We start from the raw sequence: 26,137 nt of genomic DNA, 5'->3' as shown, positions 1-26,137 counted from the left end.
CCGCCGGGGTGCTGGGCGCCCCGGCGGCACTCCACCGCACCTTCGTCCGGTCGGCCGCGATCCCGGTCGACCGTCCTGTTCCCCGCGGGCTCGCGTCCCGCTCCAGCAAGGAGTTGTTCCAGATGGCTTCACACCACGGCGCGCTCGCGCCGGGCTCGCCGGGGCTGCCCGGCGGGCCGGGCGGCTCGGCCGGGCCCGGCGCGGCCGAGGGCGTGCTGCACCTGCCCGACGGCGTCCGCTCGCCCGGTCTGCACGTCCGCGGCCTGCGGGTCCAGTTCAGCACACGCTCCGAGGCCGGCGACGCCGTGCTGCGCAGCGCGGTCGACGGCATGGACCTCGACGTCGCGGCGGGCGAGCTCGTCGCGATCCTCGGCGCCAACGGCTGCGGCAAGTCGACCACGCTCAAGTCCGTGATCGGGCTCGCGCCCGTGACGTCGGGCGAGGTGTGGGTCGACGGCGAGCAGGTCCTCCCCCACCACCGGACCTCGGCGGCGGAGCAGCACGAGGCCAGGCGCCGGGTCGCGATGATCTTCCAGCAGGTCAACCTCGTGCGACGACGTACCGTGCTCGACAACGTGTGCGCCGGGGCGCTCGGGCGGCTGCCGCTGCGCCGGTCCCTCGTCGCGTCGCTGTTCCCCCACGACCTGCGCGCCGAGGCCATGCTCTGCCTCGACCGCGTCGGCCTCGCCGACCGCGCGCTCGACCGCGTCGGCCAGCTCTCGGGCGGGCAGCAGCAGCGCGTCGCCGTCGCGCGCGCCCTGTGCCAGCGGGCGAGCGTCCTGCTGGCCGACGAACCCACGTCGGCGCTCGACCCCGCAGCCTCGACCCAGGTCATGGAGCTGCTCGCGACGCTCGCGCACGACGAGGGCCTCGCGGTCGTCGCCGTGCTCCACGACCCCGAGCTCGCGCGCGAGCACGCCGATCGCCTCGTCGGGATGGTCGCGGGCCGCGAGCGCCTCAACGGTGCGCCGGACGCGGTGACGCGCGACGCCGTCGAGCACCTGTACTCGGCCGAGACGGCGACCGTGACCGTGACCCGGACGACCGTCGGAACGAGGATCTCCGCATGACCGCCACCGCCCCCACCCGCTCGCCCCGCTCCCCGCGCGGCGGTTCGCCCGCCCGGGCCGAGGGGCCGTCGCCCAAGAGGCTCGCGCACGTCGTCGTGCCGACGGCGCACCGCTCGGGCCGGCAGGTCACGACCTGGGTCACCGCGGGCGCGGTCCTGCTCGGTCTGCACGTCCTCGCCTGGCAGGGCACGGGGTTCTCGATCAGCGCGCTCGTGGGCGGCTGGGAGGGCATGGCCCGGTTCGTCGGCGAGGCGTTCCCGCCCGACCTCGACTGGTCGACCGTCGTGGCCCCCGGGCTCCAGGCCACGCTCGTGACGCTGTGGATCGGGCTGCTCGGGACCACGCTGTCCATCCCGCTCTCGCTCCTGCTCGCGGTGCTCGCCGCACGCGGCAGCACGCCGGGATCGGTCTGGTACCAGGGGTCGCGCGCGATCCTGTCGTTCTTCCGCGCCGTGCCCGACGTCGTGTTCGCCCTCATCTTCGTGACCGCCGTGGGGCTCGGACCGTTCGCCGGGGTGCTCGCGCTCGTCGTCCACAACACGGGCGTCATGGGCAAGCTGTGGGCCGAGGCCATGGAGGAGATCGACCCCGGGCCTGCCGACGCGCTGCGCACCAACGGTGCAGGCCGCGCCCAGGTCGTCACGCACGCCGTGCTGCCCGCGGTCGTGCCGCAGTTCCTGGGGCTGCTGCTCTACCGGTTCGACGTCAACGTGCGCTCCTCGCTCGTGCTCGGTCTCGTGGGCGCGGGCGGGATCGGCTTCCTCATCAACAAGTCGATCAAGCTGTTCCGGTTCGACGAGATGCTGACCTACATCCTCATGGTGCTCGTGCTGGTGTGGGTAGTGGACCGCTTCTCGTCATGGGCGAGGGCGCGAATCGCGGTCTGAGCTCTCCCGCCCGTCGGTGCCGAGAACGGGGTTGAGGTCGTTATCCGACGGATGGCGGCCTCAATCCCGTTCTCGACCGCGCGGAACCTCGTGCTCCGTCCAGGAAGGTGCGGATCTCCGCTCCGACCCGTCCCACGACCGCAAGGTCCCGGGCCGTGAAACGGAGCAGCGCGACGCCTCGCGACGCGACGAGCAGGTTCTGACGCCGCCGGTCTGCGAACAAGGCATGGGGAGACCCGTGCACCTCGGCCCCGTCGATCTCGGCGATCAGCCACCTCCCGTCCGGGGTGCGCCAGCCCAGGTCACCGCGGGCCAGGAACTGACCCCTGTCGCCCGAGATCACCACCTGGAGATCGTCGGGCGGGACACCGGCGTCGAGGCAGTCGAGCCGGGCGAAGGTCTCGAGCGGCGACTCGGAGCGCCGGTCGCTGAGCTCCCACCACGAGTGTGTCCTGGCGACCCCGCGTCGCCCCCGCGCCATGTCGTGCGCACGGTCGAGGCCACGGGCGTCGAGCAGGCCCCGGTGCTGTGCGCTGTCCATCAGAGCGACCGCGTAGCGGCGGGCAACCTCCGGGACGGTCTGGGCGAGCGCCCAGTCCGGCGTAGCCACGTGCCGGTCGGCGACTCGCGTGACGGTCATCCCGTCGTCGAACTGCCTCAGCAGGACGCCGTCCCGTGAACCCGTCGCGCGCCCGCCGGGCAGCGCCGCCTGCGCGGTGATCTGCAGCGGGAGTCCCTGGACGCCGAGCAGGGCCAGTGCGCACGGGCCGACCGCGATCGCCTCCGGCCCGAAGGCGAGGAGACCGACCCAGGCGGCGCGTCGACGGCGATGGTCCGAGACCGCCGGTCCTTCCCGACGGTCCGGCGGCACCGGGTCTGTGTCGTAGACGCCACGTGTCACCTGCGTCCAGCGCCGTTGCTCGACGAGCCGAGAACGTCGGTGCGAACGAAGTCCGTGCTCGTCGCACTGCGCCGCCGACACCAGTCCCTCCTGGCGGCGCGCGACGACGAGGAGCTCTTCGGGTACCGGCGACAGGTGGCGCATCGAGACATCCCAGCAGGTGACGCCGAGCACGTGCCGCCGCCCGACGACGCCCTGTGGACGACCCCGTAGCCGGGGCCCCGGTGGACGACGTCGACAACGGGAAACCCCGCGGTTCAGAACGAGGTTGAGGTCGTCATCCAACGAATGACGACCTCAACCCCGTTCTCGGCACCCAGGGAGCGCCGCTCAGTCCTTGTCCTGCTCCGCCATCTTCGCGAGCATCTTGTTGTACTCGTCCATCTCGACGTCGCCGACCTGGTCGACGCGGCGGTCGCGGCGCTTGGCGTCCTTCTCGTCGGACCGTGCCCACATGACCGCGACGACGATCGCGAGCGACAGCGTCGGCAGCTCCCCGATGCCCCACGCGACGCCGCCGCCGCGCTGCTGGTCGGCGATCGCGGTGATGCCCCAGTCATGCCCCATGAGCCCGAACCACTCGGGCACGAGCAGCTGGGTCCCGGTCGTGAGGGACACCCCGAAGAACGCGTGGAACGCCATCGTGACGAGCAGGAGCAGGAGCCGCTGCGGCCAGCCGGGCCGGTGAGGACCGGGGTCGATCCCGACGAGCGCGTTCGCGAACAGGTACCCGGCGAGCGTGAAGTGCAGGAGCATCACGAGGTGCCCGACGTACGTCGTCATCGCGAGCTCGAACGCCGGCGTGTAGTAGAACACGATCATCGACCCGGCGAAGTTGACCGCCGCGACGATCGGGTTGGCGAAGAACTGCCCCCACTTCGAGGTCACGAGGGCGAGCACCCACTCGCGCGGCCCGCGCGAGCCGTCCTTGCGCACGGGCACGGCCCGCAGGAGCAGGGTCACGGGCGCTGCCAGCACGAGGAAGATGGGCACGACCATCGCGAGCACCATGTGCTGGACCATGTGCGCGCTGAACAGCACGTGGCCGTACACCGCGGGCCCGCCGTTGGTCACCCAGAACAGGACGACGATCCCGGCGCACCACGAGACGGTCCGCCCCAGGGGCCACCTGTCGCCGCGCTGCGCGAGCCGCCGGACCCAGCGCAGGTAGACGACGAGGGCCGCGACGCACGCGAACGCGGGCAGCAGGTCCCAGCGCCACTCGGAGAACCAGCGTCCGAGGTCGGGCTCGGGGGGCAGCGGGTGACCGGTCACGATCTCGGCCGGGGTCGGGAGCGCGATCGGCTCGTCGGGCACGGGAGGCGCCGTCGACCCGAGCGCGACGGCCACGCCGGACACCGCGCCCATGACGAGCAGCTCGACCGCGACGAGCCGCCAGAACAGCCACGTCGCGGCCTTCTCGGCGGCGGCCTGCGGTCCGCCCTTCCCGTTCTTCTGCCCGACGGCGGAGCCTCCCGCCACCCCCGGCTCACCCACGGCGGTGGTCGTCCCGGGGGACGTGGCGGTCGTGCGCGGGCCGCGGATGGGCCCGCCGACGCCCTGGAGCCGGCGCACGACGAGCTCGCGGTGCGCGAACCCGATCGCGCCGAGCACGACGATGAGGCCGATCTTGGTGAGGATGAGCACGCCGTAGTCGGTGCTGAGCCCGGCGACACCGCCGAGCCGGATCCAGGCGTTGGCGACGCCCGAGACGGCGACCGCGACGAAGGACCACCCGGCGATCGAGGAGTAGCGGGAGACCGAGTACGCGAAGGCCGTGCGGTCGAGGCCGCCGCGCAGCCGGACGATCGCGAGGACCCCGAGCCCGCCGATCCACAGGGCCGCACCGCCGAGGTGGAGGAACATCGAGGAGATCGCGAGCTCGTGGCTCGCGGCGCCGGCGGTGTGACCGGTGTTGGCCTGGAACGCGAGGGCCGAGAGGGCGAGCAGCGCCGTCCACAGGGCGCCGGTCGCGGTGCGGACCGCGAACGCGCACGCCGAGGTCAGCGCCGCGACGACGATGACGCCGAGGAGGCTGCGGCCGAGCGAGATCTGCGTGACGAAAGCCGCGAGCTGCTCGCCGAACCCGACGCTCGTGACGGGCATGCTCGACAGGACCGAGTAGCGCAGGATCGTCTGGACCACGGTGAGCACGGCCCACACGGCCGAGGCTGCTCCGGCGACCCCGAGGGCCTTGCGCAGCGGCGGCCCGGCGGGCAGCACGCAGGCCGCGAGCACGAGGGAACCGATGGTCAGGGCGATCGCGAGCTCGGTCAGCGTGGTCGAGATCGGCAGCCCCCAGCGCGCGACCGCACCGGGGTCGGCGAACCCTGCGAGGGGCTGGAAAGCCCCGGAGAAGGCTCCCGCGGCGACCACCGAGAGGATCGCGACGACCACGGCCGCGGGTCCGGAGAGCACGAGCCACCAGGGGTTGCGGGGTGCGTCGACGACGCCCCGGCCGGGGGCCTGCGCGGCCCGGTCGGGCGCGGTTCCTGAGGTGCTGCGGGGGGCGGTGGCGGTCACCCGACCAGGGTAGGCGGCATGCGGGTCATCGCGGTATTCCCCTCGGGTCGTGGACTCCCGACGCACGGCCGTCAGGGCGGCACCGTGCGCCTCGACGGGGACCTCTCCCCGTGCCTCGCCTGTGGACCAGGCACCGCGCCGCGAGGCACCCGCTGGCATACTGGGCCGGGTTCGCACGGCGTCCTCCTCGTGAGGGACGGCCTCGACGACTTCCCGAGCAGAACCCGAGCACACGCGAAGGACCTCACCATGGCCACAGGTCACGGCAGCATCTCCACGACGGACCTGGACCGCGCGGGCCACCTGCTCAAGCGCGTCGAGCAGGTGTTCGACCAGCGCGTCGTCGGGCAGGAGGCCCTGCGCACGGCCCTGGTCAGCTCGCTCCTCGCGGGCGGCCACATCCTGCTGGAGTCCGTCCCGGGCCTCGCCAAGACCACGGCCGCGCAGACGCTGGCCGCGGCGATCAACGGGTCGTTCCGCCGCATCCAGTGCACGCCGGACCTCATGCCGAACGACATCGTGGGCACGCAGATCTACAACTACGCGACCGGCTCCTTCACGACGCAGCTCGGGCCCGTGCACGCGAACCTCGTCCTGCTCGACGAGATCAACCGGTCGAGCGCCAAGACGCAGTCGGCGATGCTCGAGGCCATGCAGGAGAAGCAGACGTCGATCGGCGGCGAGAACTTCCCGCTGCCCTCGCCGTTCATGGTCCTGGCGACGCAGAACCCCATCGAGGAGGAGGGCACGTACGTGCTGCCCGAGGCCCAGATGGACCGCTTCCTCATGAAGGAGGTGCTGACGTACCCGGCCCCGCAGCAGGAGCTCGAGATCCTCGACCGCATCTCGACGGGCCGCATGTCGGCGCCCATCACGGCCGAGCCGATCAGCATCGACGACGTGGTCTTCCTCCAGCGCCTGGTCGACGACGTGTACGTGGACGAGTCGATCAAGCGGTACATCGTCGACCTCATCAACACGACGCGCCTGTCGGGTCCGCGGCCGGTCCCGGGCCTCGACCGGCACGTACGGGTCGGCGCGAGCCCGCGTGGCGGGATCGCGCTCATGCGCGTGGGCCAGGCCCTCGCGATCCAGGCCGGTCGCGCGTACGTCGTCCCGGACGACATCAAGGCGGTCCGCTACTCGGTCCTGCGTCACCGCCTGGTCCGCACGTTCGACGCGCTCGCGACCGACGTCGCGCCCGAGCAGCTCATCGACGCCGTGTTCGACGCGGTCCCGACCCCGTAGGGCACGGTCCCCATGACAGACGTGTCGCGACTGGCCCAGGTGCGGGCCAGGCTCGAGCTCCCGCTGGCCCGGCGGGCCTCAGGGCTGCTCGAGGGGCGGCACCGCTCGATCCTCAAGGGGCACGGGCAGGACTTCGACGACCTCCACCTGTACGCACCGGGCGAGGACGTGGGCGACATCGACTGGAAGTCGAGCGCCCGCGCGGGCATCCCCGTGGTCCGCCGGTTCGTGCGCGAGTCCAACGTCAACCTCGTCCTGGTCGTGGACACGGGCCGCAACATGGGGGCGACGGCTGCGAGCGGGGAGCCCAAGGCCGACGTCGTGAGCTTCTGCTGCGCGCTCGTCGCGTACCTCGCGCGCGATCGCGGAGACCGGGTCGCGCTCGTCGCGGCAGATGCCGAGCGCGTGGTCCAGCTTCCCCCTCGGGCCAGCACGCGGGACCTCGAGGTCCTGCTCCGCACGGTCGAGGGCCAGCTGGGCGTCGACGCGCCCGCGAGCGACCTGAACCGCGCTCTCGACCGTGCCCTGAGCGCCTTCCGACGCCGGTCGCTCATGGTCGTCGTGACCGACGAGGCGCGCCCGGGTCCGGAGCACGAACCTCTGCTGCGGCGTCTGCGCGTGCGCCACGAGGTCATGGTCGTCGCGGTCGCGGACCTGTCGCCCGTCGCGAGCGGCCTCGTACCGGCGGGTGCGGACCGTGCGACCGCAGCCGCTCCGACCGGCGGGACCTCCCGGCGGACGACGCAGGTCGTCGACGTCGACGGCACGCTCGACCTGCCGCCGTTCCTGCGTGGTCGCGCAGACGTCGCAGCGGGCGCGGCGCAGGCCGCGCGCGCCCGGCGCGAGTCGGTCGTGGCCCTGCTGCGTTCGCTCGAGACGGAGGCCGTGAGCGTGACCGGGACGCACGACGTCGTGCCGCGCTTCGTCGAGCTGCTGGGGAGGGCCAAGCGTGCCCGACGATGAGCTCTACGCCCCCGCGCTCTACAGCGGCTGGTGGGCGGCCCTCGGGGTGGTCCTCGTGCTGCTGGTCGTGGGCTGGGTCGTGTTCGCGCTGGTGTCCACGCGCGCGTCGGCCCAGGAGAAGGCCTCACGGTTCGCGCCACCTTGGGCGTCCCCGGGCCTCTACGACCCGTTCGCGGGGCTGCGCCTCGAGTTCGAGTCGCGCCTCGACGCGGTCGAGGCGACCTATCTCGCGGGCGGGCTCGACGAGCGCGGTCTGCACCTGGCGCTGTCCAAGGAGGTCCGCGGGTTCGCGTCGGGACGCCTGGGCGTCGACGCCTCGGTGCTGACCCTCTCGGAGATCGAGCACATGACGGGCACGCAGCACCTGACCCGCCTGATCGCCCGGTACTACCACCCGTCGTTCGCGGAGGACGTCGTGCAGGCCGTCGGGCCGCCGACCGGGCAGGAGCAGGGCGGCACGCCCACGGGCAAGGAGTCGATCGACCGCGCCCGTTCGGTGGTGAGGACGTGGTGACGCCGGGGCCGCAGGGCGCCTCGATCCTGTGGCCGTGGCTCCTGGCTGTGGTCGTGGTCCTCGTCCTGGCCGCGGGTGCGACGGCGTGGTGGCTCGCGCGCCGGCGTCGGGCGCGGGCGGAGAAGGCACGGCCCGACGACGTCACGTGGGTCGCGAACTCGTCGTACCTCGCACAGGTCCCGGCCTTCGCGGCATGGGTGCGCCGTTACCGGACGCTCCAGGTCGCGGGCCTCGTGGGGCTGCTCGTCGCGCTGGTGGGTGTCGGCGCGGTGGCTGCCCGGCCGGTCGAGACGGACCTGGTCGTGGACCGTCTGGGGACCCGGGACATCGTCCTGTGCCTCGACGTGTCGGGCTCCATGACGGCGTACGACGGAGAGATCCTCAAGGTCTACTCGGAGCTCGTGGACAACTTCGAGGGCGAGCGCATCGCGCTGTCGATCTTCAACTCGACGTCGCGCACCGTGTTCCCGCTGACGGACGACTACACCCTGGTCCAGGAGGAGCTCGCAGCAGGCGTCGCGGCGTTCGACAAGGACCCCAGCACGCTCGACTTCAGCAGCGAGCGCGACGAGAAGGACATCCTGGAGTTCCTCACGTACACCGCGGGGACCCTCGCGAACGAGTCTGCGGCGAGCCTCATCGGTGACGGGCTGGCGAACTGCGCGCTGCAGTTCGACGAGGAGGCCACCGACCGGTCGCGCTCGATCATCCTCGCGACCGACAACTACGTCGCGGGCGAGCCCATCTACACCCTCGAGGAGGCCGCGGCGCTCGTCGCCTCGCGCGACATCACGCTGCACGGCATCTACGGCGGTTCCGACCTCTACGCGGGCACCCCCGAGGAGACGGGGTACCGCGAGGTCATCGAGGCCGGCGGCGGGCTGTACTTCCTCGCGGGCGACCCGCAGGCCGTCGAGGGCATGGTCGAGGACGTGGTCGCGCAGCAGGCCGTCGAGCTCGACGCGAGCCCCGAGGTCGTCGTGACGGACCTGCCCACGATCTGGTTCCTCGTCGCGACCGCCGGAGCCGCCCTGCTCGTCGTCGTCGCCTGGAGGTTGCGCGAATGACCTTCCAGCCGTTGATCCCCCTGTGGGCGTGGGCCGCCGTGTTCGTCCCGCTGCTCGGCCTCGCCGGGTGGCAGCTCGTCGTCGCGCTCCGTGGTCCCTCGCGCAGCGCCACCGAGCAGAGCACGCCCGCCGGACCGCGCGGCGCGTGGGTCCGGCGCACCGCGCTCGTCGCGGTCCTCGCCGTGGTCGGGCTCGGTCCGTCGGTCCCCGTGACGGACCGCGACACGTCGGTCGCGAACGTGGACATGTTCTTCGTGGTCGACCGCACGGGCTCCATGGCGGCCGAGGACTTCGACGGCACGAACGAGCGCCTCGTGGGCGTGCGGCACGACATCGCGGGACTCACGGCCGACATCCCGGGGGCGCGCTACTCGATCATCTCGTTCGACTCCCAGGCCAGTCGCCAGGTCCCGCTCACGACCGACGCCCGGGCCATCACGTCCTGGGCCGACACGTTCAAGCGCGAGATCACGCTCTACTCCAAGGGGTCCCTCACCGACCGACCCCTCGACGCGCTCCGGTCCGCGCTCGAGGGGGCCGCGACGGACCGCCCGGCCAACCTCCGCCTGGTGTTCTTCCTGTCGGACGGCGAGCAGACCGCGGACGGCGAGCCCCGCTCGTTCGAGGACCTCGCACCCTTCGTCGACGGCGGCGCCGTCCTCGGCTACGGCACCCCGGAGGGCGGGCGCATGAAGGAGTACATGCCGGGCGAGGACCCGGCGACGGCCGAGTACCTGCGGGACCCGTCGCGCGCGACCCTCGACGACCCCGACTCGCCCGACGCGCTCTCGGTGATCGACGAGGACAACCTGCGGGCGATCGCCACCCAGCTGGGCGTGCCGTACGTGCACCGCGAGACCACCGCCCCGACGGCGGAGCTCGTCGCGGGTGTCGACCCTCAGCAGGTCGCGGCGGACGGCAGGCGCCTCGTCACGGCCTACCGTCCGGTCGTGTGGCCGTTCGCCCTCGTGGGCGCCGTGCTGCTCGGCTTCGAGGCGTGGGCAGCGGGCCGCTCGGCCTCGCGTCGGGTGGGGGTGCGCGCATGAGCGGCGACGGCCGGCCGCCGCAGGCTCCTCAGCCGCCGCCGTCGTGGGGCGGTCCCGACGCGCCCGGCGACCGGCGACCCGTGCACGGCGGCTCGCCGTTCCCGGCCCCCCGGCCCGGCACGCTCTCCCCCCAGGGTGCGGCGATGCGCACGAGGCGGCTGCGCCGTCGGGCGCTGCTGCTCCTCCTGCCTCTCCCGTTGCTGGTCGCCGCGCTCGTGCTCGGCGCCAAGCTGGTCTCCCTCCCGGTGGTCGCGTCCTACGCGTCCGGGCGCTACGACGCGGGCGACTACACCGACGCCGCGGCGAGCTTCGGCCTCCAGAAGACGATGAACCTCGTCGACCCGTGGAAGGCGTGGTTCAACACTGGTACCGCGGCCCACCGTGCGGGCGACGACACGGCCGCCATCTCCGACCTGCACCGCGCCTACGACCTCGCCGAGGACGAGGAACCCATGGTTCGCTGCCGGATCCAGGTCAACCTGTCGATCTCCTACGAGACCTCGGGCGACTACGAGACCATCATGGGCGAGGACCTCCTGGCACAGAAGGCCGCGCTCGAGCACGCGCTCGCGGCACGGGACGCGGGCGAGGACTACGACCAGTACGTCGTCGACCCCTACGGCACGGGCGAGGAGCTCGATCCCCAGGACCTCCAGGACGAGGCCGCCCAGTGGTTCTCGTTCGCCGAACGGTCCTTCGCGACGGCCGAGCAGGTCCGCGGCTGGCCGGGCTGCGAGGAGCAGACGCCCGAGGAGAAGGAGCAGAACGAGGCGTCCGTCCAACGTCTGCAGGACAAGCAGCAGCGGGCGAAGGACGCGCAGCCGCAGGAGCCCCAGGTCCCGCAGGGCGATTCGCAGGGCGAGGAGCCGCCGCCCGAGAACGACCAGAGCGAGCAGGAGCGGGCCGAGGCCGAGCGGCAGGAGAAGCTGCAGCAGCAGAACTCCGAGGCCCGCGACGACGAGGACCAGAGCCGGCAGGAGTACCAGGAGTACTTCGGTGGCGAGGACCCCGCGGACGGGTCGGGAGACGGCGGAGGGTCCTCGAAGAACTGGTGAGCCGCCGCGCTCGCGGCGTCCCCTCGGTCGACCTCAGTCGTCGAGACCCTCGACGAGCAGGGTCCGTGGTCCGGGGCCTTCCTCGGCGAGCACGTCGTGCGGGTTGGCCAGGACGCACTTGCGCAGGGAGAGGCACCCGCACCCGATGCAGTCGGTGAGGTGGTCACGCAGGCGCACGAGCTGTTCGATCCGGGCGTCGAGGTCGGCATGCCACATCCGGGACAGCCGCCGCCAGTCCTTGGCCGTCGGGGTCCGGTTCTGCGGGAGCGTCGCGAGCGCCTCGCGGACCAGCGCGAGCGGGATCCCGACGCGCTGCGAGACCCGGATGAACGAGACGCGTCGCAGGGTCTCGCGCGGGAAACGGCGCTGGTTGCCCGGGGTGCGGCGTGCCGTGAGCAGACCCTCGCGCTCGTAGAAGTGCAGGGCTGACACCGAGACGCCGCTGCGGCGAGCGAGCTCGCCGACCGTGAGCTCGTCGTCCGGGTGGGGCCCGTCGTCAGGCATGATTGCTCCAGGCATTCGTCGCTCCGTCCATCGTCGGGACGAATCCACTTGACCTCGACAATGGTTGAGGTTCGAGACTAGTCGAAGCGCTCGATCGGGCGCACACCTTCCGCGCAGCCCCACGGGCCCGCGCCCACCCCTGCGAGGAATCATGGAACCGCCACGCCCCGAGGCTCCCGACGCCGCGGTCGCCGCCGCGATCGGCGACTCCCCCGATACCTCGACCACGTGCACGACGACCACGGCCACCACGGCCGTCGAGGCTTCCGACGCGCCGCCCGCGGCTCCCGCCGGCGCGGGCCTGTCCCCCGCGACCCAGCGCACCGTGCTCGTCGGCATGGTGGCCCTGGTCCTGCTCGGTGCCTTCGAAGCCCTCGCCGTGGCGACCGCGATGCACACGGTCGCGACGGCGCTCGACGGCATGGCGCTCTACGCCGTCGCGTTCGCGGGCTCGATCGCCGCGAGCGTCGTCGGCATGGTCGCCGCAGGCCGGTGGTGCGACCGGTTCGGGCCGAGCCCGTCGCTGTGGGGCGGCGTGGGCATGTTCCTCGCGGGACTGGTCGTCTCGGGGCTCGCCCCGACCATGGGGGTCTTCGTCGCGGGACGCGTGGTGCAGGGGCTCGGCACGGGGATGTACATCGTGGCGCTGTACGTGCTCGTCGCGCGCGTCTTTCCCGAGGCACGGCGACCTGCGGTGTTCGCGGCGTTCGCCGCGGCGTGGGTCGTGCCGTCGCTCGTCGGTCCCGTGATCTCGGGACTCATGGTCCAGCACCTCGGGTGGCGCTGGGTCTTCCTCGCGGTGCCCGTGCTCGCCGTCCCGGCCGTGCTCATGATGCGCCCGGGCCTACGGGCCGTCGACCGTGACCGCCGCGAGGTCACCCCCGACGCGGCCGGGAACGCGGCCCTGTGGTGGGCCGTGGCCGCCGCGGTGGGGATCGGGCTGCTGCACTTCGCCGGGCAGCAGGAGGGAGCGCGGCTGTACCTCCCGCTCGTCGTGGCGCTCGCACTCGTCGTCGTCGCCGTCCCGCGCCTGCTCCCGCGCGGCACGGCGCGCGCCGCCCGTGGCCTGCCGTCGGTCATCGCGATCCGCGGCCTCGTCGCAGCGGCCTTCACCGGGACCGAGGTCCTGCTCCCCCTGCTCCTCCAGTCCGAGCGGGCCCTGTCCCCGACCCTGGCCGGTGGCATCCTCACCTTCGGGGCGATCGGCTGGTCGGTCGGCGCATGGCTGCGCGGCAAGGCGCACTGGGGCTGGTCGCACGCGCAGTTCGTGCTCGTCGGGTCGCTGTTCGTCGCGGGCGGGATCTCCGGCACGGTGCTGCTCGCCTGGGCCGCGGTGCCGCCGATCGTCGGCATGCTCGCCTGGACGTTCGCGGGCCTGGGCATGGGCCTGGTCCACCCGACGCTCTCGGTGCTCACGCTCGCGCTGTCCCCCGAGGACCAGCAGGGCGCGAACAGCTCGGCGCTCCAGGTGTCCGACGCCCTGTCCGCGGCCATCGCGCTCGCCGTGACGGGCTCGATGCTCGTGGTGCTGCGGGCGCCCCTGGGGCTCTGGGCGTACGTCGTGTGCTTCGGTGTGATGGTCTCGATCGCGCTGCTCGCGGCGTTCGTCTCGCCGCGGACCCGGGTCCCTGCCTGAGGGGTCGCGTCAGCTGCCCGCGAGCGCCTTGACGCCCTCGGCGTAGCGGTCGAGCACGATCGCCGTCAGGCGGGCGTCGGGCGCGAGCGGGGCGGTGACGAGGTCGGCGCCCGTCTCGAGCAGCCGGTCGTGGAAGAAGCCGGGAGCGAGCAGATAGGCGGCGACGACCACGCGCGGAGCGGGTGTGCCCGTCCGGCCCGGGACCGTCGCGGCGAGCGTCTCGCGGGCGGCCCCGACGGCGTCGCGCACCGTCGGGGTCGCCATGGCGCCGAACCCGACCGTGACGGGGCCGTCGTGGTGCGCGCGCAGGAACTCGGCGACCGCCTCGACGTCGCGCGCGGCGCCCGCCTTGCTCGACCCGGCCGCGGCCAGGACCACGGCGTCGTGCGGACGGACCCCGGCCTCGGCCAGGCGGTCGGCGAGGATCTCGGCGAGGCGCGGGTCGGGGCCGAGCGCGCGGGCCGCGGTCGCCGCTCCGTGCTGAGGGCCGCGGCCCTCGTGCTCGGGCGAGACGGCCTCGGTGATGTCGACGTTCACGTGGAATCCCGTGGACAGCAGGAGCGGCACGACGACGGCCGCGCCGCCGGGGCCCTCGCCCGCGGCGGGCGGCGCGACGGCCTGCGTGACGACGTCGGCGACCTCGGGCTGCTGGACGTCGACGAACGCCTCACGCACGTCGAGCTCGGGGCGGGTCGCGCGGACGTCGTCGAGGATCGCACGGATCGCGGCCTGGCCGTCCGGGTTGTTGGTGCCGTGCGAGCAGCCCACGAGAACGGGTCCGCCCACGCCGCTCGGGGCGCGGACCGATGGCGCGCTCCCCTCGGTCGCGTCAGAGGGGAACCCCAGGATCTCCGTGCTCATGCCAGCTCCAGTCGATAGCCACGTTTGACGACGGTCTTGACGAGGGTGCGGTCGCCGACCGCCTCGCGCAACCGGGCGACCGCGACCTCGGCGGCGTGCGGGTCGCGCGAGTCGCCGGGCAGCGCCGCGAGGACCTGGTCCCGCGTCACGACGTCCCCCGCCCGGTTCCCGGCGCGCGCGGCCAGCAGCCGCAGGACCTCGAGGCCCGACGGCGAGAGCGGCAGGACGCGGCCGTCGAGCACCGCGACGCGCGAGCGTATCTGCAGGTTGCCCGCGACGGTCACGAGCGCGAGCGTCTCGGCGTGCTCGTAGTGCCCGACGAGCGTGCGGACCAGCGCGCCGAGGCGGCCGCGGTCCGGCTGGAGCGTCGGGATGCCGCGGTGCGCGAGCGGTCGGGCCGTGATGGGGCCGACCGCCGCGGCGATCATGGCGCCGCCGGCGAAGCGTGCGACGACGGCGTCCCCGACGCCCTCCGACTCGGCCGCCGCGAGCCAGGCCTCGGCACCCGGGGCCGACGTGAAGACGACCGCGTCGATCTCGCCGGCCGCGGCGGCGTGGACCGACGCGCGCAGCGCCCCCTCGTCGGGCGGCGGCCCCCAGCGGTACACGATGAGGCTCGCGACGTCGGCCCCCGCCTGCGCGAAGACCACGTCCAGGCCGTCCGCCCCCGCGCCGTGGTGCTGGACCGCGATCCGCAGCCCGTCGACCCCCTCGCCGAGCAGGACGTCCGCGATCTCGCCCGACGTCTCGGACTCGGCGACCCAGTCGGCCTGGAGGCCCGCGGCCTGGATCGCGCCGCGCGCCTTGGGGCCGCGCGCGACCAGGCGGGCCCGGCTCATGACGTCCAGCAGCTCGTCGGCCAGGCCGTGCGCGTCGGCGGCCTCGATCCAGCCGCGGAACCCGATGCCCGTCGTGACGACCACGACGTCGGGCGGGTGCGCGACCAGGTCCCGCGTACCCGCGAGCAGTGCCTCGTCGTCCTCGTTGGGCACCATGCTCAGGGCGGGCGCGTGCCGCACCTCTGCGCCCCGTCGGGACAGCGCCGCGGCGAGCTCGGCCGACCGGCGGTCGGCCGTGACGAGGACCGTGCAGCCGGCCATGACCTGGCCCAGCGCGGGGCGGTGTCCGCCGGTGGGCTCGCCCGTGACGTCCGCGACGTCCGTGACCTGATCCGTCACAGGGCGGGCTCCGGCACGAGGGTGGACAGGACGGGCAGCGATACCGAGGCGTCCGGGACGAGCAGGCCCTCGGCCGCGACGTCCCCCACGACGACGACCGCGGGCGCGCGGACCCCGACCTCGGCCGCACGACGGACGAGCGTCCCGAGCGTGGCGCGCGTGACCCGTTGGTGCTGCGTGGAACCGGACTCGACCACGGCGACGGGCGTGGCGGCGTCGGCCCCGGCGGTGACCGCCTGGTCCGTGATCTCGCTCAGCATCGACACTCCCATGAGGATCACCAGGGTAGCCGTGCGGTCGCGCACCGCGGCCAGCGCGACCACGCCCAAGGGCTCGTGACCGTTCACGACCAGGAACGCGCCGACCGTACCGCGGTGCGTGAGGGGGATGCCCGCGAGCGCCGGGACGGACAGGGCGCTGCTCACGCCGGGCACGACCTCGACCGGGACGCCCGCGGCCCGGCACGCGAGGACCTCCTCTCCGCCCCGCCCGTAGACGAACGGGTCGCCGCCCTTGAGCCGCACGACCCGTCGCCCGCGGCGGGCCTGCTCGACGAGGATCGCGTTGATCTCGTGCTGCGGGACGGGGTGGTGGCCCGGGGACTTGCCGACGTCGACGACCTCGACGCCCGCGGGCAGGTCGGCGAGGACCTCGGCGGGTCCCAGGCGGTCGGTCACGACGACGTCGGCGCCCGCGAGCGCACGCCAGGCGCGCAGCGTGAGGAGGTCGGCGGCACCGGGTCCGCCGCCCACGAGCACGACCGAGCCGCCGGGGACGGTGCCGCTGTTCCCGCCGGTCCCGTCGGTGCCGCCGGTGCCGCGCATGCGGTTGCTGTCCGCCGGGCATGCGGTGGGCGTCCGGTCCGGGCCGGATCCCGACGACGACCGCATGCTCGGCACCGAGGGGGGCGTCACGGTGTGGGGCCCGTCGGGACGGCGACGTGCACGACACCGTCGCGCACCTCGACCGGCCACGTCGCCAGGTCCGGGCCCGCCGCGAGCACCGGGAGGAACCCGACGGGGTCGAGGCACTCCCCCGTCTCGAGCGCGAAGACCTGCTTGTACATCGGGGACGCGACGGTCGGCACCCCGCGGCGCGTTCCGACGATGCCGCGCGACATGACGTTCGCGCCGCTGAACGGGTCGAGCTGCTGGACCGCGAGCACGCGGTCGTCGGTCAGGCGGAAGAGCGCGACCTGGTTCCCGCCGACGAGCGCCGCGGCTCCGCGCTCGACCGCGAGGTCCGCGACCCCGCACACGGTCTGCCACACCGGGGCGGCCTGTGCGTCCTCCACCGCGCCACCCGGCGCAGCCGTCGTCCCCGTCGTGCCCGTCGTGCCCGTGATCTGCGCGCTCATGCCCGTACCTCCAACGTCGTCCCGGCGATCAGTACCGCACCCGCGGCGCCCGCACGCTCCGCGGTCGTCGCCGGGCGAGGCTGCCCGCGCTCGGCCACGTAGGCGAGGTCCGGGTCCGCCGTCGTCGGCGCGTTGACGAACGACCCGAACCGCCTGAGCTTCTCGGGGTCCTCCAGGACCGCGCGCCACTCGTCCTCGTACGCGTCCACGTGGAGCGCCATCGCCGCGTCGAGGTCCGCCGCGATGCCCAACGAGTCGTCGAGGATCACCGCGCGGATCCCGTCGAGGCCGCCCTCGACCTCGTCGACCCACACCGACGTGCGCTGGAGCCGGTCGGCGGTGCGGACGTAGTACAGGAGGAAGCGGTCGATCGTCCTGATCAGCGTCTCGTCGTCGAGGTCCTCCGCGAGGAGCCGCGCGTGCCGGGGCGTGAAGCCGCCGTTGCCGCCCACGTACACGTTCCAGCCCTTGTCGGTCGCGATGACCCCGACGTCCTTGCCGCGCGCCTCGGCGCACTCGCGCGCGCACCCCGAGACGCCGAGCTTGATCTTGTGTGGCGACCGCAGGCCGCGGTACCGCAGCTCGAGGCGCACGGCCATGCCCACCGAGTCCTGCACACCGAACCGGCACCACGTCGACCCGACGCACGACTTCACGGTCCGCAGCGACTTCCCGTACGCCTGCCCCGACTCCATCCCCGCGTCGACCAGGCGGCGCCAGATCAGCGGGAGCTGCTCGATCCGCGCCCCGAACATGTCGATCCGTTGGCCACCCGTGATCTTGGTGTAGAGCCCGAAGTCCTTCGCGACCTGCCCGATCACGAGCAGCCCCTCGGGCGTGATCTCCCCGCCCGGGATGCGCGGGACCACCGAGTACGTACCGTCCTTCTGCATGTTCGCCATGACGTGGTCGTTGGTGTCCTGGAGCGCGGCCTGCTCGCCCGTCAGGATGTGACCGTTGCCCAACGAGGCCAGGACCGACGCCACGACCGGCTTGCAGATGTCGCACCCACGACCAGGACCCGCGCCCGGGAGCCCGGCCGGGGCGACGCCGTCGGGCATCGCTGCGACCGGGGCCGGGACGCGACCGAACCGCGCGATGATCTCGCTGAACGTGTGCAGGTCCGCGACGCGGACCGCGTCGAAGAGCTGCGCCCGCGAGAGCTCGAAGTGCTCGCACAGCGCGTTCGAGACCTCGATGCCGGCCCTCTCGAGCTCGGTCGTCGTGAGCTTCTTGACGAGCGGGAGGCACGAGCCGCAGCTCGTGCCCGCCCGGGTGCAGGCCTTGACCGCGGCGACGTCTGTGCACGCGTGCTCGGTCACGGCCCCGCGGACCGTCCCCGCGGTGACGTTGTTGCACGAGCAGACCGTGGCGTCGTCGGGCAGCTCGAGCCCTGCCGCGCCGCCGCCCGCGGCGCCCTCGGGCAGGAGGAACGAGCCGGGGTCGCCCGGCAGCTCGCGCCCCAGCATGGGCCGCAGGGCCGCGTACGGCGACGCGTCGCCCACGAACACGCCGCCCAGGAGCGTGCGCGCGTCGTCGGACAGGACGAGCTTCTTGTAGACGCCCGCGACGGGGTCCGCCCAGACGAGCTCCATGGCGCCCTCGGTGCGCGCGAACGCGTCGCCGAAGCTCGCGACGTCCACGCCGCGCAGCTTGAGCCTGGTCGCGGTGTCCGCGCCCGGGAACGTCGCCGCGCCGCCCAGCAACCGGTCCACGACGACCTCGGCCATCGCGTAGCCCGGGGCCACGAGGCCCAGGCACCGGCCCTCGATGCACGCGACCTCGCCGACCGCCCACACGTGCGGGTCCGGCGTACGGCACGACAGGTCGACGACCGCTCCCCCGCGCTCGCCGACCGGCAGGCCCGCGTCCCGGGCCAGCTCGTCGCGCGGCCGGACGCCCGTCGCCAGGACGACGACGTCGACGTCGAGCCGCCCGCCGTCCACGAAGTCGAGGCGGCCCACGTGACCCGTGGCGCGCGCGGGCCGCATCTGCTGGGTCGCGGTGCTCACGCGCACCGCGATGCCCCTGTCGTTGATGAGGCGACCGAGCGCCTGCCCGCCGCCCAGGTCGACCTGCGCGTCCATGAGGTGCGTCCCGAACTGGATGACGGTCGCCTGGGCGCCGAGCGCCTCGAGCGCTCCCGCGGCCTCGAGCCCCAGGAGCCCGCCGCCGATGACGGCGCCGCGCACCGGGCGGTCGTACGACGCCCCCGAGCGTTCCGCGCGCTTGGCCTCGACCCACCCACGCAGGGCCGCGACGTCGTCGATCGTGCGGTACACGAACACGCCCGGCAGGTCGTTGCCCGGGATCGGGGGCCGCGCCGCGTCCGAGCCCGTCGCGAGCACGAGCTCGTCGTAGTCGTGGACCCGGCCCAGGCGGTCCGTGACCTGGCGGGCCTCACGGTCGATCGAGTCGACACGGCAGTCGCGCACCAGGCGCACGAGCGGGTCGTCCCACAGCGCCGGGTCGCCGAGGTTGAGCTCCTCGGGGTCGCGCGCCGAGAAGTACGAGGTCAGCGCCACCCGGTCGTACGGGTAGCGGGGTTCCTCGGCGAAGACGGTGACCCGCCACTCGCCGACGGTGTCACGGGCGCGCAACGCCTCGACGAGACGCTGGGCGACCATGCCGCCGCCGACGACCACGAGGTGGCGGGGAGAGCTCGATGATGCGGTCACGGGGGCTCCTGGGGGTGCGGTCCGGGTGTCCGGGAAGCGGCTGCTGCTCCGGACACTAGGGATGCGCGGTTTCCGCGCCGCTCCCGCCCCTTTGCCCCTCCGTAACGTTCTTCTCACGCCCGCCGGGGCCCGCACGTGAGAACGTGCCGCGCGCCCGCGAGCGCCGCCCCGGGAGCCCTGTCAGCGGGGGGCGCCGGCGGGTTCGGGGGCCGTGGGATGCGCGGGCGCGGGGCCCTCCTGCTCCGGGTCCGCTCGCCGCAACCAGTCGGCGAGCCCGCACACGACGTCCTTGCACCCGCCGCAGCCGGTCGTCGCGCGCGTCGCACGGGCGATGTCCGTGGTGCTGCGCGCCCCCTCGCGCCAGCTCGCGACGATGTCGCCCTTGCTCACGCCGTTGCAGCTGCACACCGTGGTCCGGTCGGGCATGCGCGTGGGGTCCGACGCCGGGGCCGCGGCCTGCGCGACGGGTCGCAGCAGGAGGTGGGCCGGGTCCGCGGGCACGGGGACCCGCCGCGTGTAGGTCGCGGCGAGGTCGGCGCCGCCCTGCGCGGCGCCGACGACGGTCGCCCCGACGAGGAACCCGCCCGCGACGACGACCTCGACGTGGCGTCCCGCGTCGGGGTCGGTGAGGCGGAGCGTGCGGTGGGTGGGGTCGTGGGGACGCCGCGAGCCGCAGACTCCCATCGCGACGACGTCGAGGCCCGCGGCCTTGAGCCGCACGACGTCGGTGGGTGGCGCGGGTGGCAACTCTCCAGCCGGACCCTCTCCGGCCGACGACCGCGCCCCACCGCCGCGAGGGTCGTCCCGAGCTACGGCCACCTGGGGTTCCTGGGAGCCGTGGACCCCCGTTGGCCTCATCTCGCGAGGGCCACGACCCGGCGGACCCCACGCGCTCCGCTCGACGTCGAGCGCGATCCGCAGCGCCATGCTGGGCCGGTCCTCGTCGACGAACCGGACACGGGGGCGCGTCCTCGACCCCTCGGGGTCGTGCGCAGGACGCCCCGGCGCGTCCCCAGGTCCCGCCAGGGACACCCGGAGGGCGAGCCGCGCCGCGAGCCGCCGCGACTGCTCCCATCCCTGAGCGATCAGCCCCGTCCCGCCCTCGGGCGGCTGCGCGCAGTCACCGATCGCGTACACGTCGGGGTCGTCGGGGCTCGCCAGCCCCTGCCCGACGACGACGCCCCGGTCCACCGTCAGGCCGGCGGTCCGGGCGAGGGTCGCCTCGGGCACCGTCCCGCACGCGAGCACGAGCAGGTCGGCCGGGATCTCGTCGGCCGGGCCGGTCGGGTCCGCGGCAGGTGGCCCTCCCGCGCCGCCCGCCCCGGGCGCGCCGGGCGCGCGAGGCGAGCGTCCGCCGTCGGCCACGAGGACGAGGCCCGAGACCACCGCGCCGCCGTCGCCGTTGCCGCGCACCACGACCTCGCGCGTGCGCGTCCCGGTCCGCACCGTGATCCCGAGCTCGGCGAGCGTGCGCAGGGCCGCGAGGCCCGCGTCCGGGCCGAGCTGACGGTCCATGGGGCTCGCGCCACCGTGCACCACGGTCACCGCGAGACCGCGCCTGGCCAGGCCGCACGCGACCTCGAGCCCCAGGACCCCCGCACCGATCACGACGGCGCGGCGCGCGTTGGCGGTCGCGGCGACGATCTCGCGCGCGTCGTCGAGCGTGCGCAGGGCGTGCACCCCAGTCGGCAGCGACCCGCCGGGCTCCGGGCGCAGGCCCGGGACGTCCGGGATGCGCGCGGCCGAGCCGGTCGCGAGCACCACGGCGTCGTACGGGAAGGCCCCGTCGCTCGTGAGCACGGTGCGTGAGGCACGGTCGATCGCGATCACGGGTGCACCGCGGTGGACCTCGACGCGCTCGTCGTCGGCCGAGGGCAGGGTCAGCGCACCGATGTCGGCCCGGCCCGCGACGACCTCGCTCAGCAGCACACGGTTGTACGGCTCGTACCCCTCCTCGCCGAGCACCGTGACGCGGACCCGACCCGGTCCGACGCTCGCGAGCAGGTCGGCCACGAACCGCGACCCGACCATGCCGTCGCCCACGACGACGACCCGGAACTTGGCGTCGGTCATGCGACCACCTCCTCGGAGCGCTCAGACATCCTGTCGACGAACGGGCCCGCGTCGACGCCCGTGTCCGGCTCGACCGCGACCGCGCAGACCTTGAACTCGGGCATCCCGGAGACCGGGTCGGTCGCGTCGGTCGTGATGCGGTTGACGCTCCCGGCACCGCTCCAGTGGAAGGGCATGAACACCGTGTCGGCGCGGATGTCGTCGCTCCACCGCGCGGGGGCCCGGACGTCGCCCCGGGCCGACGTGAGCCGCACCGGGTCGCCGTCGCGGATGCCCAGACGGAACCCGAGGATCGGGTGCATCTCGACGAACGGACCGGGCACGATCCGGTCGAGGTCGGCGACGCGGCGCGTCTGCGCGCCCGACTGGTAGTGCTGCAGGACGCGGCCCGTCACGAGGTAGACCGGGGCGTCGGGCCGCAGGTCGTCGCTGGGGCCGACGTGGTCGACCGCGACCATGCGCGCGCGCCCGTCAGGGGTGTGGAAGCGGTCGAGGAACAGTCGCGGGGTGCCGGGGTGCGCCTCTCCCCCGGGCCTCGTCGACGGCACCGGCCAGTACAGCCCCGGCCCGCCCGCGGCCTCGTCGGCGTCGAGCCGGGCGTGGCTGAGCCCCGAGTAGTCCGCGACGCCGCCCGCCGAGGCCCGCGCGAGCTCGTCGAAGACCTCGGCCGGGTCGAGGGGGAAGGGCACGGTCGAGCCCAGCCTGCGCGCGAGCTCCGCGAAGACCCACAGCTCGGACCGCACGTCTGCCGGCGGCGTCACGGCCTGCCGTCGGCGGATCACGCGCCCCTCGAGCGACGTCATGGTCCCCTCCTCCTCGGCCCACTGCGTCACGGGCAGCACGACGTCGGCGCGCAGCGCGGTCTCGGACGGCACCAGGTCGCACACCACGAGCAGGTCGAGGGCGTCGAGCCGCTCCGCGACGCGCGTCGCGTCCGGGGCGCTGACCAGCACGTTCGAGCCGTGCACGAGCAGCGCCCGCGGTCTGCCCGGCGTCCCGAGCGAGCGCAGCAGCTCGACGGCCGGCCTCCCCGGCCCGGGCAGCGAGGCCGGGTCGACGCCCCACACCGCGGCGACGTGGGCGCGCGCGGCAGGGTCGTCGATCTTGCGGTAGCCGGGGAGCTGGTCGGCCTTCTGCCCGTGCTCGCGCCCGCCCTGCCCGTTGCCCTGCCCGGTGATCGCGCCGTACCCGGACCCGGTCCGGCCGGGCAGGCCCAGCGCGAGCGCGAGGTTGATCGCCGCAGTGACGGTCGCGGTCCCCTGGGTCGACTGCTCGACGCCCCGGCCCGTGAGGACGTACGCCCCGCGCCCGCCGCGCGCGGGCGAGGCCGCGGCGAGGAGCCGAGCGACCCGGCGGAGGTCGTCGGCCGGGACGCCGCACACGGTCTCGGCCCGCTCGGGCCACCAGGCCGCGACCGCTCGCCGCACGTCCTCGACACCGGACGCCCGCGCCGCGAGGTACTCGTCGTCGGCGAGGCCCTCGGCCCACACGACGTGCAGGAGCGCGAGCAGCACCACGAGGTCGGTGCCCGGTACGGGCTGCAGGTGGACGCCCTGGGGCGGACCCTCGCGCGGTCCCGTGAGCGCGGCGGTCGCCGAGCGTCGTGGGTCCACGACCACGAGGCCGCCGCGCTCGCGCACGCCCGCGAGGTGCTGGACCGAGGGCGGCATGGTCTCGGCGAGGTTCGAGCCGAGCAGCAGCACGGCGCCGGCCCCCGCGAGGTCGGCGAGCGGGAACGGCAGGCCGCGGTCCGCACCGAACGCCCGGTTCGCCCCGGCGGCCGCGCTCGCCATGCAGAAGCGCCCGTTGTAGTCGATGTTCGCGGTGCGCAGCACGGTCCGCGCGAGCTTGCCCAGCGCGTACGCCTTCTCGTTGGTGAGTCCCCCACCGCCGAAGACCGCGACCGCGTCGCGCCCCGACTCGGCCTGGATCGCCGTGATCGAGGCGGCGACCCGGCCGAGCGCCTCGTCCCACGTCGCGGGCCGCAGCTCGCCGCGCGTCACGACGCCCCCGGCGTCGACCGTGCGGTCGCGCACCAGCGGGACCGTGAGCCGGTCGCTCGCCGTGAGCAGGCTCGCGCTGGTCCAGCCCTTCTGGCACAGCCCGCCCTTGTTGGTGGGGAACTCGCGCGGTGCGACGACCACGGGGGGCGAGGCTCCGTCGTCGGGCACCCGGTCCTGCGCGGGCGTGAGCGTCATGCCGCACTGCAGCGCGCAGTAGGGGCAGTGCGTGTCCCGGCCCGACGGCGCCGCTCGCCCGGTGCGGACAGCGTCCCCCGGGGCGTGGGCCGGCCGGGCGACGGGCTCCATGCTCAGACCCCCGCCGCGGCCAGCGACGCACCTCGGCGCTGGTAGACGGCCCACGTCACGACAGCCATGACGGCGTACACGCCGATGAAGATCCACAGCGCCGGGACGAGCGACCCCGCGAGGTCGTTCGAGACCGCGAAGCCGCGCGGGATGAGGAACCCGCCGAACGCCCCCACGGCCCCTGCGATCCCGATGCACCCCGCGGCCGCCTTGCGCACCCGGAGACGGTGGGCGGCGCGCTCGTCGTCGGGCATTCCCTTCGCCTCCCCCGACGCCGCGAAGACCGCGGGGATCATGCGGTAGGTCGCGCCGTTTCCGATGCCCGTCGCGACGAACAGCAGCAGGAACGAGCCGAAGAACGGCCCGAACGAGTGCGACCCGAGCGCCTGGATCGCGCCGAACGCGCCGACGGCCATGCCGGCGAACGCCGCGATCGTCACGCGCGCACCGCCGACCCTGTCGGCGACGATCCCGCCGAGCGGTCGGGACACCGAGCCGACGAGCGCACCGAGGAACGCGATCGAGAGCGTGACCTCGGGGAACTGGTTCTTGAGCAGCGTCGGGAACGCGCCCGAGTAGCCGATGAACGACCCGAACGTCCCGATGTAGAGGAACGAGATGATCCACGTGTGCCGGTTGCGGGCCGCCGCGGCGAACGACCGCACGTCCGCCCTGGCGTGCGACAGGTTGTCCATGAAGCGCCACGCGAGGAACGCCGCGAGCAGCACGAACGGGATCATCATGAGCCCCGCCCGCTCCAGGGCGATGCCCGCCCCCGTCACGATCACGAGCGGCACCGCGAGCTGGACCGCGGCCGTCCCGAGGTTGCCGCCCGCGGCGTTGAGCCCGAGCGCCTTGCCCTTCTCCTTCTCGGGGTAGAAGAACGAGATGTTGGCCATGGAGGACGCGAAGTTGCCGCCCCCGACCCCGGCGAGCGCCGCGACGAGCAGCATCACGCCGAACGGCGTCTCCGGGTCCTGCACCACGACCGCGAGCGAGACCGTGGGCACCAGGAGCAGCAGCACGGACACGATCGTCCAGTTGCGTCCCCCGAACAACGGGACCGCGAACGTGTACGGGATGCGCAGGGTAGCGCCCACGAGGCTGGGGACGGCGATGAGCCAGAACTGCTGGTCCACGGTGAAGGTGAAGCCGGCCGCGCCGAGCTGCGGCACGACGATCGACCACAGGGCCCACACCGCGAACCCGAGGAACTCGGCGAACACCGAGATCCACAGGTTGCGGGTAGCGACCTGGTGGCCGCCGTCGCGCCAGAACGTGGGGTCCTCGGGGTCCCAGTGCTCGATCCAGCGCCCGCGGCGTCGGGACGGGGCCGCTCCGGGCTCCGGGGCCTGCGTCGACCCCGACGACGGCGCGAGGGTGGTGGTCGTGACCTGCGGGGTGGGACCTGCGGGGACGGGCATGGCGCCTCCTGGTGGGACCTGGGTGAGACCTGGGCGGGACCGGGGCCGACGGGGTCGGCGAGTGACGCCCGACCGGTACCCGTGACCGTAGGAAGCGCGTGTTTCTGCCGGGCACGGCGCCCGTTTCCCGTCCGTAAGGGTTTGCGCACACCGCGGCCGGCCGGGCTGTGAGCCGCTCCTGCACCGTCCGCGAGGAGCGCAGTGACCAAACCGTCAGGTGATTTCCGGGCGGTGCGGCGTTTCATCCTGCCCGAGTCTCACGAAGCCGGTTTAGACTCGCGCCAGTCCCTTCGACGGCGGCCGGGCTGGGCGCGCTCCGACCGCTGCACGACGGGGCGCACCGCCGGACCCACGTCCAGGGGTTGAGATTCGAGAAAAGGATCCACGCATGCCGCGACAGAGCACCGCTGCATCCGGAGCGGTCAACCCGCTGCGCGCGCTCGCCGCGCTCGTCCGTCTGACGAACGCGCCCGCACCCCGGGACGTCGACCACAGCGCGGCCCTGTGCCGGGTCTGCGCCTGGTACCTCGACGAGGCGGGCTGGACGCTCGACGGCCCCACGCACACGATCTGCGACTGCTGCGGAGCGGAGAGCGGGATCGACGACACGACCCCCGAGCGCATCATCGCCTACCGCCGCCGCTGGACCCGCGGCGGGCACGTCTGGTTCGACCCGACGCGCAGGCCTGCGGGCTGGTCCTACGACGACGGCCTGCCGTCGGACACGCAGGACCGCTGGAGCGCCGCGCGTCACTGACCGTCGACGTCGTCGGGGCCGGGCAGGACCCGGTCGACCGACAGGAGGAGGGGGGGGGGGGGGGGGGGGGGGGGGGGGGGGGGGGG

The 26,137-nt window shown here is 74.1% G+C and carries 21 protein-coding genes; 10 read left to right on the top strand and 11 right to left on the bottom strand.

All coding sequences use genetic code 11. The annotated features are described in order from the left end of the window. Both H9652_RS13690 and phnE read left to right on the top strand, forming a co-directional pair. On the top strand, positions 1-1,070 hold a 1,070-nt coding region (locus tag H9652_RS13690; RefSeq protein ID WP_318244175.1), incomplete at its 5' end, for a phosphonate ABC transporter ATP-binding protein. Beyond that, positions 1,067-1,957, top strand: a complete 891-nt coding sequence (gene phnE / locus H9652_RS13685) for a phosphonate ABC transporter, permease protein PhnE (RefSeq protein WP_191796731.1) — start codon at positions 1,067-1,069, stop codon at positions 1,955-1,957. The genes H9652_RS13690 and phnE, both read left to right, overlap by 4 nt. A 40-nt stretch (positions 1,958-1,997) precedes the next feature. On the opposite strand, the gene H9652_RS13680 is transcribed toward phnE, so the two are convergent. Together H9652_RS13680 and H9652_RS13675 are read right to left on the bottom strand one after the other, a co-directional pair. Further along, the gene (locus tag H9652_RS13680; protein WP_191796730.1) at positions 1,998-3,002 is read right to left on the bottom strand and encodes a PDDEXK family nuclease; all 1,005 of its coding nucleotides are present in this window, start codon (positions 3,000-3,002) and stop codon (positions 1,998-2,000) included. 186 nt (positions 3,003-3,188) lie between these two features. Continuing rightward, complete coding sequence (locus H9652_RS13675) at positions 3,189-5,381, bottom strand: cytochrome c oxidase assembly protein (RefSeq protein WP_318244174.1); 2,193 nt, start codon at positions 5,379-5,381, stop codon at positions 3,189-3,191. A gap of 249 nt (positions 5,382-5,630) precedes the next feature. On the opposite strand from H9652_RS13675, the gene H9652_RS13670 reads away from it, so the two are divergent. Genes H9652_RS13670 through H9652_RS13645 form a run of 6 tightly spaced genes read left to right on the top strand, consistent with a single transcriptional unit; the run spans position 5,631 to position 11,274 of the window. Beyond that, a complete protein-coding gene (locus H9652_RS13670) occupies positions 5,631-6,629 on the top strand; it encodes an AAA family ATPase (protein ID WP_138822335.1) in 999 nt (332 codons plus the stop codon). A gap of 12 nt (positions 6,630-6,641) precedes the next feature. After that, positions 6,642-7,592, top strand: a complete 951-nt coding sequence (locus H9652_RS13665; protein WP_191796729.1) for a DUF58 domain-containing protein — start codon at positions 6,642-6,644, stop codon at positions 7,590-7,592. Further along, positions 7,579-8,106: a hypothetical protein gene (locus tag H9652_RS20350; protein ID WP_191796728.1), complete on the top strand. Its 528-nt coding sequence runs from the start codon at positions 7,579-7,581 to the stop codon at positions 8,104-8,106. Before H9652_RS13665 ends, H9652_RS20350 begins: the two co-directional genes overlap by 14 nt. Further along, positions 8,100-9,173: a vWA domain-containing protein gene (locus H9652_RS13655; protein ID WP_191796727.1), complete on the top strand. Its 1,074-nt coding sequence runs from the start codon at positions 8,100-8,102 to the stop codon at positions 9,171-9,173. The genes H9652_RS20350 and H9652_RS13655 overlap by 7 nt, the downstream gene beginning before the upstream one ends. Next, positions 9,170-10,219 carry a vWA domain-containing protein gene (locus tag H9652_RS13650; protein ID WP_191796726.1) on the top strand — a complete coding sequence of 350 codons (1,050 nt, stop codon included), beginning with the start codon at positions 9,170-9,172 and terminating at the stop codon, positions 10,217-10,219. Before H9652_RS13655 ends, H9652_RS13650 begins: the two co-directional genes overlap by 4 nt. Next, on the top strand, positions 10,216-11,274 hold the full coding sequence (locus tag H9652_RS13645) for a hypothetical protein (RefSeq protein ID WP_191796725.1): 1,059 nt from the start codon (positions 10,216-10,218) through the stop codon (positions 11,272-11,274). Before H9652_RS13650 ends, H9652_RS13645 begins: the two co-directional genes overlap by 4 nt. Positions 11,275-11,307: 33 nt before the next feature. On the opposite strand, the gene soxR is transcribed toward H9652_RS13645, so the two are convergent. Next, entirely contained in the window at positions 11,308-11,778 is a 471-nt protein-coding gene (gene soxR / locus H9652_RS13640) for a redox-sensitive transcriptional activator SoxR (protein WP_191796724.1), read from the bottom strand. A gap of 151 nt (positions 11,779-11,929) precedes the next feature. Between soxR and H9652_RS13635 the strand changes: the two genes are divergently transcribed. Then, positions 11,930-13,414, top strand: a complete 1,485-nt coding sequence (locus tag H9652_RS13635; protein ID WP_191796723.1) for an MFS transporter — start codon at positions 11,930-11,932, stop codon at positions 13,412-13,414. 9 nt (positions 13,415-13,423) lie between these two features. Here the strand turns inward: H9652_RS13635 and H9652_RS13630 are convergent, their stop codons facing one another. From H9652_RS13630 to H9652_RS13595, 8 genes are all read right to left on the bottom strand, one after another. Next, positions 13,424-14,275 (bottom strand): sirohydrochlorin chelatase, encoded by an 852-nt coding sequence (locus tag H9652_RS13630; RefSeq protein ID WP_191796722.1) that lies wholly within the window; start codon positions 14,273-14,275, stop codon positions 13,424-13,426. Further along, positions 14,272-15,375: a uroporphyrinogen-III synthase gene (locus H9652_RS13625; RefSeq protein ID WP_191796757.1), complete on the bottom strand. Its 1,104-nt coding sequence runs from the start codon at positions 15,373-15,375 to the stop codon at positions 14,272-14,274. The genes H9652_RS13630 and H9652_RS13625 overlap by 4 nt, the downstream gene beginning before the upstream one ends. A gap of 74 nt (positions 15,376-15,449) precedes the next feature. Beyond that, on the bottom strand, positions 15,450-16,277 hold the full coding sequence (gene cobA / locus H9652_RS13620; RefSeq protein WP_318244173.1) for a uroporphyrinogen-III C-methyltransferase: 828 nt from the start codon (positions 16,275-16,277) through the stop codon (positions 15,450-15,452). An 86-nt stretch (positions 16,278-16,363) separates the two neighbouring features. Continuing rightward, complete coding sequence (gene nirD / locus H9652_RS13615; RefSeq protein WP_191796720.1) at positions 16,364-16,810, bottom strand: nitrite reductase small subunit NirD; 447 nt, start codon at positions 16,808-16,810, stop codon at positions 16,364-16,366. Next, complete coding sequence (gene nirB, locus H9652_RS13610) at positions 16,807-19,437, bottom strand: nitrite reductase large subunit NirB (protein ID WP_225228243.1); 2,631 nt, start codon at positions 19,435-19,437, stop codon at positions 16,807-16,809. Before nirB ends, nirD begins: the two co-directional genes overlap by 4 nt. A gap of 231 nt (positions 19,438-19,668) precedes the next feature. Then, on the bottom strand, positions 19,669-21,561 hold the full coding sequence (locus H9652_RS13605) for an FAD-dependent oxidoreductase (protein ID WP_191796719.1): 1,893 nt from the start codon (positions 21,559-21,561) through the stop codon (positions 19,669-19,671). Continuing rightward, positions 21,558-23,870, bottom strand: coding sequence for a molybdopterin oxidoreductase family protein (locus H9652_RS13600; RefSeq protein ID WP_191796718.1), 2,313 nt, complete (start codon positions 23,868-23,870; stop codon positions 21,558-21,560). Before H9652_RS13600 ends, H9652_RS13605 begins: the two co-directional genes overlap by 4 nt. A gap of 2 nt (positions 23,871-23,872) precedes the next feature. Beyond that, positions 23,873-25,294 (bottom strand): MFS transporter, encoded by a 1,422-nt coding sequence (locus tag H9652_RS13595; protein ID WP_191796717.1) that lies wholly within the window; start codon positions 25,292-25,294, stop codon positions 23,873-23,875. 388 nt (positions 25,295-25,682) lie between these two features. On the opposite strand from H9652_RS13595, the gene H9652_RS13590 reads away from it, so the two are divergent. Beyond that, entirely contained in the window at positions 25,683-26,051 is a 369-nt protein-coding gene (locus tag H9652_RS13590; protein ID WP_138822313.1) for a hypothetical protein, read from the top strand. Positions 26,052-26,137: the final 86 nt, after the last annotated feature.

It is taken from the genome of Oerskovia rustica (assembly GCF_014836555.1).
Lineage (GTDB): Bacteria > Actinomycetota > Actinomycetes > Actinomycetales > Cellulomonadaceae > Oerskovia > Oerskovia rustica.
The sequence above is the reverse complement of the archived record's forward strand: the minus strand, read 5'-3'. Positions and strand labels throughout refer to the sequence as shown.

Coding starts and splice junctions, on each gene's coding strand:
- phnE (WP_191796731.1), top strand. CDS start 1,067: ATGACCGCCACCGCCCCCACCCGCTCGCCCCGCTCCCCGCGCGGCGGT.
- H9652_RS13680 (WP_191796730.1), bottom strand. CDS start 3,002: ATGCGCCACCTGTCGCCGGTACCCGAAGAGCTCCTCGTCGTCGCGCGC.
- H9652_RS13670 (WP_138822335.1), top strand. CDS start 5,631: ATGGCCACAGGTCACGGCAGCATCTCCACGACGGACCTGGACCGCGCG.
- H9652_RS13665 (WP_191796729.1), top strand. CDS start 6,642: ATGACAGACGTGTCGCGACTGGCCCAGGTGCGGGCCAGGCTCGAGCTC.
- H9652_RS13650 (WP_191796726.1), top strand. CDS start 9,170: ATGACCTTCCAGCCGTTGATCCCCCTGTGGGCGTGGGCCGCCGTGTTC.
- H9652_RS13645 (WP_191796725.1), top strand. CDS start 10,216: ATGAGCGGCGACGGCCGGCCGCCGCAGGCTCCTCAGCCGCCGCCGTCG.
- soxR (WP_191796724.1), bottom strand. CDS start 11,778: ATGCCTGACGACGGGCCCCACCCGGACGACGAGCTCACGGTCGGCGAG.
- H9652_RS13635 (WP_191796723.1), top strand. CDS start 11,930: ATGGAACCGCCACGCCCCGAGGCTCCCGACGCCGCGGTCGCCGCCGCG.
- H9652_RS13630 (WP_191796722.1), bottom strand. CDS start 14,275: ATGAGCACGGAGATCCTGGGGTTCCCCTCTGACGCGACCGAGGGGAGC.
- H9652_RS13625 (WP_191796757.1), bottom strand. CDS start 15,375: ATGGCCGGCTGCACGGTCCTCGTCACGGCCGACCGCCGGTCGGCCGAG.
- cobA (WP_318244173.1), bottom strand. CDS start 16,277: ATGCGCGGCACCGGCGGCACCGACGGGACCGGCGGGAACAGCGGCACC.
- nirD (WP_191796720.1), bottom strand. CDS start 16,810: ATGAGCGCGCAGATCACGGGCACGACGGGCACGACGGGGACGACGGCT.
- nirB (WP_225228243.1), bottom strand. CDS start 19,437: ATGGTCGCCCAGCGTCTCGTCGAGGCGTTGCGCGCCCGTGACACCGTC.
- H9652_RS13605 (WP_191796719.1), bottom strand. CDS start 21,561: ATGACCGACGCCAAGTTCCGGGTCGTCGTCGTGGGCGACGGCATGGTC.
- H9652_RS13600 (WP_191796718.1), bottom strand. CDS start 23,870: ATGGAGCCCGTCGCCCGGCCGGCCCACGCCCCGGGGGACGCTGTCCGC.
- H9652_RS13595 (WP_191796717.1), bottom strand. CDS start 25,294: ATGCCCGTCCCCGCAGGTCCCACCCCGCAGGTCACGACCACCACCCTC.
- H9652_RS13590 (WP_138822313.1), top strand. CDS start 25,683: ATGCCGCGACAGAGCACCGCTGCATCCGGAGCGGTCAACCCGCTGCGC.